This window comes from Streptomyces iconiensis (assembly GCF_028657195.3).
GTDB classification, from domain to species: domain Bacteria; phylum Actinomycetota; class Actinomycetes; order Streptomycetales; family Streptomycetaceae; genus Streptomyces; species Streptomyces iconiensis.
In genome coordinates this window covers 21679-31974 of sequence record NZ_JANCPR020000076.1, presented here as the reverse complement: position 1 = coordinate 31974, position 10296 = coordinate 21679, and the positions used below count along the sequence as shown (strand labels likewise).

At 66.1% G+C, this 10296-nt stretch carries 6 protein-coding genes and 1 pseudogene; 1 reads left to right on the top strand and 6 read right to left on the bottom strand.

The genetic code is table 11. From position 1 onward, the window contains the following. Positions 1 to 512 (top strand): annotated as a pseudogene (locus NMN56_RS40790) (hypothetical protein); the annotation flags it as partial. 383 nt (positions 513 to 895) lie between these two features. Here the strand turns inward: NMN56_RS40790 and tuf are convergent. The 6 genes from tuf to NMN56_RS40760 all read right to left on the bottom strand — a co-directional run bounded on the left by tuf (position 896) and on the right by NMN56_RS40760 (position 10221). Further along, complete coding sequence (gene tuf / locus NMN56_RS40785; protein ID WP_274040342.1) at positions 896 to 2089, bottom strand: elongation factor Tu; 1194 nt, start codon at positions 2087 to 2089, stop codon at positions 896 to 898. 225 nt (positions 2090 to 2314) lie between these two features. Beyond that, the gene (fusA, locus tag NMN56_RS40780; protein ID WP_274040343.1) at positions 2315 to 4438 is read right to left on the bottom strand and encodes an elongation factor G; all 2124 of its coding nucleotides are present in this window, start codon (positions 4436 to 4438) and stop codon (positions 2315 to 2317) included. Between the two features lie 39 nt (positions 4439 to 4477). After that, positions 4478 to 4948, bottom strand: coding sequence for a 30S ribosomal protein S7 (gene rpsG / locus NMN56_RS40775; RefSeq protein WP_028433241.1), 471 nt, complete (start codon positions 4946 to 4948; stop codon positions 4478 to 4480). A gap of 2 nt (positions 4949 to 4950) precedes the next feature. After that, positions 4951 to 5322, bottom strand: coding sequence for a 30S ribosomal protein S12 (gene rpsL / locus NMN56_RS40770; protein WP_016909650.1), 372 nt, complete (start codon positions 5320 to 5322; stop codon positions 4951 to 4953). A gap of 312 nt (positions 5323 to 5634) precedes the next feature. Beyond that, positions 5635 to 6102, bottom strand: coding sequence for a DUF1707 and DUF4190 domain-containing protein (locus NMN56_RS40765; RefSeq protein ID WP_274040549.1), 468 nt, complete (start codon positions 6100 to 6102; stop codon positions 5635 to 5637). A 219-nt stretch (positions 6103 to 6321) separates the two neighbouring features. Beyond that, positions 6322 to 10221 carry a DNA-directed RNA polymerase subunit beta' gene (locus NMN56_RS40760; protein ID WP_274040550.1) on the bottom strand — a complete coding sequence of 1300 codons (3900 nt, stop codon included), beginning with the start codon at positions 10219 to 10221 and terminating at the stop codon, positions 6322 to 6324. Positions 10222 to 10296: the final 75 nt, after the last annotated feature.

The following is a 10296-nucleotide window of genomic DNA, read 5'->3' as shown; positions in this document are numbered from 1 at the left end:
ACCCCGTACGGCAGGCCACGGCCACCGCCCTCCTCGCCGCTCTCCGCCGCGACGACGACCGGCTGTTGCTGTCCAAACGGGACGTTGCGCGCCTCGCCCCCGCCGTCGAAGCCTGGCTGGAACGGGGAACCGGGCCGGAGGCCGTACGCCGTGCTCTGACCGCCCGCCTCCCGGCAGACCCGCTGATCAGCGCCGCGTCTCTGCTCTCCTACCGCCTCATCGAGTCGCTGCCCCCACCACTCCCGACCGCCCCGCCGGCGAACCAGCGCCCGGACCCGTTCCAGGAGTGCCCCGACTGTGAACGCCCCTTCCGAGCCCCGCGTCCAGGTCGCTGCCGAACCTGCAGGGCCGGCTCTGGGGCCGACGACGCACACGACGCCGACACCGACGCCGCCAACGCCGCCAACGCTGACGGCACTGACGACGCGCAGGCAGGGAACACAGCCGCCGCACAGGCAAGGGAACACACCCAACGCACAGGACCAGACGCACGCCCGCCCACAGGCGCATAAAGCACTGGCACCGGCACCGCCCCGCCCCGCCCCCGGACGAGGAGCGTCAGCCCTCACCCGCGCCGACCGCGCCCAACCACCCTCAGCCCACGCCCCGCGCGAACCCATCCGGGTTCCCTGGGTCGAGGTGCCAACTGAGCCCCCGCTGAGGATGGATGCGGATGACGTCCTTGCTCGTCCAGTCCAGGACACCGGGCGGCTCGTCCACCTGAAGAGTGCCGGCCCTCCCCCAACGAACAGACGCCCCCCCCCCAACACAAACAAGACCCGTACGGCGTCAAAGCCGTACGGGTCCTCTTCTCACCATGGCCGAGGCCACAGCGTATGGCCGAGGCCACAGCGCCGCGGCCGAAGCCACAGCTGAACGCGCTAAGCGCGACAGGTCACTTGACGATCTTGGTGACCTGGCCGGCGCCCACGGTGCGGCCACCCTCACGGATGGCGAACTTCAGGCCCTCTTCCATCGCGACAGGCTGGATGAGCGAGACGCTCATCTCGGTGTTGTCGCCCGGCATGACCATCTCGGTGCCCTCGGGGAGGGTCACGACGCCGGTCACGTCGGTGGTGCGGAAGTAGAACTGCGGGCGGTAGTTGTTGAAGAACGGGGTGTGGCGACCGCCCTCGTCCTTCGACAGGATGTACGCCTGCGCCTCGAACTCCGTGTGCGGAGTGACCGAGCCCGGCTTGATGATGACCTGGCCGCGCTCGACGTCCTCGCGCTTGATGCCGCGAAGCAGCAGACCGACGTTCTCACCGGCCTGGCCCTCGTCCAGCAGCTTCCGGAACATCTCGATGCCGGTCACCGTGGTGGTGGTCTTGGTCTCCTTGATGCCGATGATGTCGACAGTCTCGTTGACCTTGAGCACACCGCGCTCGATACGGCCGGTGACGACCGTACCGCGACCGGTGATCGTGAAGACGTCCTCGATCGGCATGAGGAACGGCTTGTCCGTGTCGCGCTCCGGGGCCGGGATCGCCTCGTCGACGGCGGCCATGAGCTTGACGACGGAGTCGCCCCACTCCTTGTCGCCCTCAAGCGCCTTGAGCGCCGAGACCTTCACGACCGGAACCTCGTCGCCCGGGAACTCGTACTCCGAGAGAAGCTCACGGACCTCAAGCTCGACGAGCTCCATGATCTCCTCGTCGTCCACCATGTCGGCCTTGTTCAGGGCAACGACGATGTACGGAACGCCGACCTGGCGGGCCAGGAGCACGTGCTCCTTGGTCTGCGGCATCGGACCGTCCGTGGCGGCGACCACGAGGATGGCGCCGTCCATCTGGGCAGCACCGGTGATCATGTTCTTGATGTAGTCCGCGTGACCGGGGCAGTCGACGTGGGCGTAGTGACGGTTCTCCGTCTGGTATTCGACGTGTGCGATCGAGATCGTGATCCCGCGCTGGCGCTCCTCAGGAGCCTTGTCGATGTTCTCGAAGGCCGAAGCCTCGTTCAGGTCCGGGTACGCGTCGTGCAGCACCTTGGTAATCGCCGCGGTAAGAGTCGTCTTGCCGTGGTCGATGTGACCGATGGTGCCGATGTTGACGTGCGGCTTAGTCCGCTCGAACTTCGCCTTCGCCACTGGGGTCCTCCTGTGGACTGGTGCTGTACACCCTCCACACTTTTGCGGAGGGGTTCAGGTGGTCTTACCGAACAGGACAGGACCCCTAGGGGGATGCCCTTGACCTGTTCGCTTGGATGGGCCGGCGGCCGGGACCCGGTACAGACCGTTGGACGGATCCGTACGTGCTGTACCGGAATGCCCCGAAAGCCTTTTGCTCCAGCCTAAAGGGTGAGTGCGGGTGCCCTACTCGCCCTTGGCCTTCGCGATGATCTCCTCGGCGACGCTCTTGGGAACCTCGCCATAGGAGTCGAACAGCATGGAGAAGTTGGCGCGACCGGAGGTCTTGCTACGCAGATCTCCGATGTAACCGAACATCTCCGAAAGCGGGACCAGAGCAACGATGAGCTTGGCGCCCGAACGGTCCTCCATGGACTGGATCTGACCGCGCCGTGAGTTCAGGTCGCCGATCACGTCGCCCATGTAGTCCTCGGGCGTCGTCACCTCGACCTTCATCAGCGGCTCCAGCAGGGCCGGACTGGCCTTGCGTGCGGCCTCCTTGAAGGCCATGGAACCGGCGATCTTGAAGGCCATTTCGGACGAGTCCACGTCGTGGTAGGCACCGTCGATCAGTGTCACCTTGACGCCGGTCAGCGGGTAGCCCGCCAGCACGCCGAACTCCATGGCCTCCTGCGCGCCCGCGTCCACGGACGGGATGTACTCCCGCGGGATACGGCCACCGGTGACCTTGTTCTCGAACTCGTAGCCGTCGCCCTCAAGCGGCTCGACACTGATGATCACGCGCGCGAACTGACCGGAACCACCGGTCTGCTTCTTGTGCGTGTAGTCGACCTTGTCGACCTTCTTGCGAAGCGACTCGCGGTACGCGACCTGGGGCTTGCCGATGTTGGCCTCGACCCGGAACTCGCGCCGCATACGGTCGACCATCACGTCGAGCTGGAGCTCGCCCATACCGGCGATGATGGTCTGGCCCGTCTCCTCATCGGTCTTGACCTGGAAGGTGGGGTCCTCCTCGGCCAGCCGCTGAATCGCGATGCTCAGCTTCTCCTGGTCGGCCTTCGACTTGGGCTCGATGGCGACCTCGATGACCGGGGTCGGGAACTCCATCGACTCCAGGATCACCGGGTTCGACGCGTCGCAGAGGGTCTCACCGGTGGTGGTCTGCTTGAGACCCATGACGGCGACGATGTCGCCGGCACCCACCGACTCGATCTCCTCACGCTTGTTCGCGTGCATCCGGTAGATCTTGCCGATGCGCTCCTTGCGGCCCTTCACCGAGTTCATCACCTGGGTGCCGGTCACCATCGTGCCGGAGTAGACCCGGACGAAGGTGAGCTTGCCCAGGTGCGGGTCACTCGCGATCTTGAACGCGAGGGCCGACATCGGCTCCTCGACGGAGGGACGGCGCAGGATGACCTCGCTGGAGTCCTTCACCGAGAGGCCCTCGACGGCCTCGACGTCCATCGGCGCCGGCAGGTACCGGACGATCGCGTCGAGCAGGGGCTGTACGCCCTTGTTCTTGAACGCGGTGCCGCAGAACACCGGGGTGACCGTGGTCGTGCCCTCGGCGCCGGTGGAGGCGAGGGTGATACGGCGGATCGCCGCGATGAGCTGCTCCCTGCTGGGCTCCTGGCCCTCCAGGTACAGCTCCATCATTTCCTCGTCGTTCTCCGCGACGGCCTCAAGGAGCTTGCCGCGCCACTCGTCGGCCGCCTCGACATGGGTGTCGGGGATGTCGACGGTGTCGTACATCTCGCCCATCTTGGCCTCGGGCGACCAGACGAGGGCCTTCATCGACACCAGGTCGACGACGCCCTTGAAGTCGGCCTCGGCACCGATCGGGAGCTGCATGACCAGCGGAGTCGCACCGAGCCTGTCGACGATCATGTCGACACAGCGGTGGAACTCGGCGCCGGTGCGGTCCAGCTTGTTGACGAAGCAGATGCGCGGTACGCCGTAACGGTCCGCCTGCCGCCAGACGTTCTCGGACTGGGGCTCGACGCCAGCCACACCGTCGAACACCGTCACCGCACCGTCGAGCACGCGAAGCGAGCGCTCCACCTCGGAGGTGAAGTCGACGTGGCCCGGTGTATCGATGATGTTGATGGTGTAGTCGACGTCGTTGAGCGGCCAGTGAGTGGTCGTCGCGGCAGACGTGATCGTGATGCCGCGCTCCTGCTCCTGTTCCATCCAGTCCATCGTGGCTGCGCCGTCGTGGACCTCACCGATCTTGTAAGAACGACCGGTGTAGAAGAGAATCCGCTCGGTGGTGGTCGTCTTGCCCGCGTCGATGTGGGCCATGATCCCAATGTTGCGGACCTTGGCCAGGTCAAGTGAAGTGGTAGCCATAAGGCTTCAGTCTTCTCTCGGTCTCGATGGGGTCAGCGACTACCAGCGGTAGTGCGCGAAGGCCTTGTTGGATTCGGCCATCTTGTGCGTGTCCTCGCGCTTCTTCACCGCCGCGCCGAGCCCGTTGGAGGCGTCGAGCAGCTCGTTCAGCAGGCGCTCGGTCATGGTCTTCTCGCGGCGGGCGCGGGAGTACCCCACGATCCAACGCAGCGCGAGCGTGGAGGAACGGCCGGGGCGGACCTCGACCGGAACCTGGTAGGTGGCGCCACCGACGCGGCGGGAGCGAACCTCAAGGGTCGGCTTGACGTTCTCCAGCGCGCGCTTGAGGGTGATGACCGGGTCGTTGCCGGTCTTCTCGCGCAGCCCTTCCATGGCGCCGTAAACGATGCGCTCAGCAGTGGAGCGCTTTCCGTTCAGCAGCACCTTGTTGATCAGGGAGGTCACCAGAGGAGAGCCGTAGACCGGGTCGATGATGACCGGGCGCTTCGGGGCGGGGCCCTTACGAGGCATCTTTACTTCTCCTTCTTGGCGCCGTAGCGGCTGCGAGCCTGCTTGCGGTTCTTGACGCCCTGCGTGTCGAGGGAGCCGCGGATGATCTTGTAGCGAACACCCGGCAGGTCCTTCACACGGCCACCACGCACGAGCACGATGGAGTGCTCCTGCAGGTTGTGACCCTCACCCGGAATGTAGGCGGTAACCTCGATCCCGCTGGTCAAACGCACACGCGCGACCTTACGCAGGGCCGAGTTCGGCTTCTTCGGGGTGGTCGTGAACACACGCGTGCAGACGCCACGACGCTGGGGCGAGCCCTCAAGCGCGGGCGTCGTATTCTTCTCGACCTTGTCCTGCCGGCCCTTCCGGACCAGCTGCTGGATCGTAGGCACCGTTTCTCCGGTTTCTGTGTGCCGATCTCGGTAAAGCTAACCTGGGCCACAGCACCGACCCACGAGGTCGGGTGTGTCGTCGACTGCGAACCCCGCTGAAGGCGGAAAACTTCTCCATGATGAGAAGCCTGCAGATCCCGGCATCACCATCTGCGCGGACCTTCACCGCTCTCGCGGTGAGACAACAGCGCAGGGGACACCCCAGGCACAAGGTCTGAGGGTACCTACCTCATCGGCTGGGGTCAAAACAAATGGACCGACCACCGTAACGCCCCCGACCTGCGAGAAGAAGAGACGCCACGGGAGCCGCACTCAGACGTTCGTCGCCACCACCGCGAAGATGAAGAGCAGCACGGCGCCGATGGCCAGCCAGCCCAGCACCAGCCCACCCGTCGCGAGCCCAGAACCCTCCTCGCCCGTCTTCCTGATCTGCGCTTTCGCCACGTGACCCAGGATCACGGCCGGGATCGCCGTGATCCCGTACATGGGCGTCAGCACCCCGCACACCAGGGCACCGATCGCCGCGCCGTTGGTCTTCGGCGGCGCAGGCAGGAACGTACGGGCCACCGGCGGGTACTGCTGCCGCACCGGAACCGCCGGCGGCATGGGCACAGGGCCCTGCGGCAGGTCACCGATGAGCAGGTTCAGCTCTCCGTAGGTCTGCGCGGCCGTCGCCCGTGACAGCCTCTGCTCGTACTCGTCCTGGCCCAGACGGCCCTCGCTGAAGCCCGCCTTGAGGACGTCGATCGCGCGTTCCCTGTCCGTGTGCGAAGCCCGCATGCCGTGGAGCTGCTGCTCTCCCTGGCTCGGAACCCCCTCGGGGTTCCACGGTCCGTATGCCACAGCCCCCACCTCCCCAGCTCGGTTGCCTTCCATCATCCATGACGCAGCCGGTTCGTGACCGGTTCGCCCCCGGATACGGCCACGGGGCGGCCACCCGCGAAGGGTGACCGCCCCGTGATCTCAGGACTCGTTCTCCGGAAGGGAGAGGGGAGTACCTCAGGCGTTGTACGGACCGTAGTCGTAGTCCTCCAGCGGGACCGCCTGGCCCGAACCGGTGCCGAAGGGCGAGTAGTCGATGTCGTCGTAACCGACGGCCGAGTACATCGCGGCCTTCGCCTCCTCGGTGGGCTCGACCCGGATGTTGCGGTAACGGGCGAGGCCCGTACCGGCCGGGATGAGCTTACCGATGATGACGTTCTCCTTGAGGCCGATCAGGGAGTCCGACTTGGCGTTGATCGCCGCGTCGGTCAGAACCCTGGTCGTCTCCTGGAAGGAGGCCGCCGACAGCCACGACTCGGTGGCCAGCGAAGCCTTGGTGATACCCATGAGCTGCGGGCGGCCGGAGGCCGGGTGGCCGCCTTCCTGCACCACGCGCCGGTTCTCACCCTCGAACTTCGTACGCTCCACCAGCTCGCCCGGCAGCAGCTCCGCGTCGCCGGACTCGATGATCGTCACGCGGCGCAGCATCTGCCGGATGATGATCTCGATGTGCTTGTCGTGGATCGACACGCCCTGCGAGTTGTAGACCCTCTGGACCTCGCCCACCAGGTGCACCTGCACGGCCCGCTGGCCGAGGATGCGGAGCACGTCGTGCGGGTTCTCCGTACCGACCGTGAGCCGCTGGCCCACGGACACGTGCTCGCCCTCGCCCACCAGCAGCCGGGCGCGCTTGGAGACCGGGTACGACGTCTCGTCCGAGCCGTCGTCCGGGGTGACGATGACCTTCTTGGTCTTCTCCGTCTCCTCGATACGGGCACGGCCGGCCGACTCCGAGATCGGCGCGACACCCTTGGGCGTACGGGCCTCGAACAGCTCGACCACACGCGGCAGACCCTGCGTGATGTCGTCGCCCGCCACACCACCGGTGTGGAAGGTACGCATCGTCAGCTGGGTGCCGGGCTCACCGATCGACTGGGCCGCGATGATGCCGACGGCCTCGCCGATGTCCACCAGCTTGCCGGTGGCCAGCGAACGCCCGTAGCACATGGCGCAGGTGCCGACGAGCGACTCACAGGTGAGGATCGAACGGGTCTTCACGTTCTCGACGCCGTGCCGCACCAGCTCGTCGATGAGCACGTCGCCCAGGTCGGTACCGGCCGGGGCCAGCACCTTGCCGTCGACGACGATGTCCTCGGCGAGGCAGCGCGCGTACACGCTGGTCTCGACGTCCTCGTCCTTGCGCAGGATGCCGTCGGCACCCTTCGAGGCGATCGAGAGCTTGAGGCCGCGGTCGGTGCCGCAGTCCTCCTCGCGAATGATCACGTCCTGCGAGACGTCGACCAGACGACGGGTCAGGTAACCCGAGTCGGCCGTACGCAGGGCGGTGTCCGCGAGGCCCTTACGGGCACCGTGCGTGGCGATGAAGTACTCCAGCACGGAGAGACCCTCACGGAACGACGCCTTGATGGGCCGCGGGATGGTCTCGTTCTTCGCGTTGGACACCAGACCACGCATACCCGCGATCTGACGCATCTGCATCATGTTCCCTCGGGCGCCCGAGTCGACCATCATGAAGATCGGGTTCGTCTTCGGGAAGTTCGCGTTCATCGCCTCGGAGACCTCGTTGGTCGCCTTGGTCCAGATCGCGATGAGCTCCTGCGTGCGCTCGTCCTTGGTGATCAGACCGCGCTCGTACTGCTTCTGGACCTTCTCGTCCTGTGCCTCGTAACCGGCGATGATCTCCGGCTTGGAGTCGGGGACGATGACGTCCGAGATCGCGATGGTGACACCGGAACGGGTCGCCCAGTAGTAGCCCGCTGCCTTGAGGTTGTCCAGCGCGGCGGCGACGACGACCTTGGGGTAGCGCTCGGCCAGGTCGTTCACGATCTGGGAGAGCTGCTTCTTGCCCACGGTGTAGTCGACGTACGGGTACTCCTCGGGCAGCAGCTCGTTGAAGAGCGCGCGGCCCAGCGCCGTCGTCAGACGGAAGCCGTCGCCCGGCTGCCACTCCGGCTCGCCCTCTTCGGGCGCCGGCGGGGTCCAGCCCAGCGGCGGGGTCGTCCCGGCCGGGAAGCGGATATCGACCGTTGCCTGGAGAGACAGCTCCCCGGCGTCGAACGCCATGATCGCTTCGGCCGTCGAGTTGAACGACCTGCCGTCGCCGATGGTCTTGCGCTGCTGCTCGTCCGTGGTGAGGAAGAACAGCCCGAGCACCATGTCCTGCGTCGGCATGGTCACCGGACGGCCGTCGGCGGGCTTCAGGATGTTGTTCGAGGACAGCATCAGGATGCGGGCCTCGGCCTGGGCCTCTGCCGACAGCGGCAGGTGCACGGCCATCTGGTCACCGTCGAAGTCCGCGTTGAACGCGGTGCACACGAGCGGGTGGATCTGAATGGCCTTGCCCTCGACCAGCTGCGGCTCGAACGCCTGGATGCCGAGGCGGTGCAGGGTCGGTGCGCGGTTCAGCAGCACCGGGTGCTCCGCGATGACCTCTTCCAGCACGTCGTAGACGACCGTACGGCCGCGCTCGACCATGCGCTTGGCCGACTTGATGTTCTGCGCGTGGTTCAGATCGACCAGGCGCTTCATCACGAACGGCTTGAAGAGCTCCAGCGCCATGGCCTTCGGCAGACCGCACTGGTGCAGCTTGAGCTGCGGGCCGACGACGATGACCGAACGGGCCGAGTAGTCGACGCGCTTGCCCAGCAGGTTCTGACGGAAGCGGCCCTGCTTGCCCTTGAGCATGTCGGACAGCGACTTCAGCGGACGGTTGCCCGGCCCTGTGACGGGACGGCCACGCCGGCCGTTGTCGAAGAGCGCGTCCACGGCCTCCTGGAGCATCCGCTTCTCGTTGTTCACGATGATCTCGGGCGCACCGAGGTCAAGGAGACGCTTGAGGCGGTTGTTCCTGTTGATCACGCGGCGGTACAGGTCGTTCAGGTCGGAGGTCGCGAAGCGGCCACCGTCCAGCTGCACCATCGGACGCAGGTCCGGCGGGATCACCGGCACGCAGTCCAGCACCATGCCCTTGGGGCTGTTGCTGGTCTGCAGGAACGCGGAGACGACCTTGAGGCGCTTGAGCGCACGGGTCTTCTTCTGGCCCTTGCCGGTACGGATGATCTCGCGGAGGCGCTCGGCCTCCTCGTTCAGGTCGAACGTCTCCAGGCGCTTCTGCAGCGCGGCGGCGCCCATGGACCCGTCGAAGTAGGTACCGAAGCGGTCGCGCAGCTCGCGGTAGAGCAGCTCGTCGCCCTCCAGGTCCTGGACCTTGAGGTTCTTGAAGCGGCTCCACACCTCGTCGAGGCGGTCGATCTCACGCTGTGCGCGGTCACGGAGCTGCTTCATCTCGCGCTCGGCACCCTCGCGCACCTTGCGGCGCACGTCCGCCTTGGCGCCCTCGGCCTCCAGCTCGGCGAGGTCCGCCTCCTGCTTCTTGGCACGGGCCTCAAGGTCGGAGTCACGGCGCTGCTCGATCTGCTGACGCTCGACGCCGACGTGCGCCTCCAGGGAGGGCAGGTCGCGCGTACGGCGCTCCTCGTCGACGTACGTGATCATGTACGCCGCGAAGTAGATGACCTTTTCCAGGTCCTTCGGAGCGAGGTCCAGCAGGTAGCCCAGCCGGGACGGAACGCCCTTGAAGTACCAGATGTGCGTAACGGGCGCGGCAAGCTCGATGTGGCCCATCCGCTCACGGCGCACCTTGGCACGCGTGACCTCGACGCCACAGCGCTCGCAGATGATGCCCTTGAAGCGGACGCGCTTGTACTTTCCGCAGTAGCACTCCCAGTCCCTCGTAGGACCGAAGATCTTCTCGCAGAAGAGTCCGTCCTTCTCGGGCTTGAGGGTGCGGTAGTTGATGGTCTCCGGCTTCTTGACCTCGCCGTGCGACCACTGACGGATGTCGTCAGCGGTGGCCAGGCCAATTCGCAGTTCGTCGAAGAAGTTGACGTCGAGCACTCTCGTCAATCCCTCTCAGGGTTGTGTGTCAATAGGTCTGAACGGGGTCGCGGGAGGACCGGGGTCCGCTGGTCA

Coding starts and splice junctions, on each gene's coding strand:
- rpsG (WP_028433241.1), bottom strand. CDS start 4,948: ATGCCTCGTAAGGGCCCCGCCCCGAAGCGCCCGGTCATCATCGACCCG.
- fusA (WP_274040343.1), bottom strand. CDS start 4,438: ATGGCTACCACTTCACTTGACCTGGCCAAGGTCCGCAACATTGGGATC.
- NMN56_RS40765 (WP_274040549.1), bottom strand. CDS start 6,102: ATGCGGGCTTCGCACACGGACAGGGAACGCGCGATCGACGTCCTCAAG.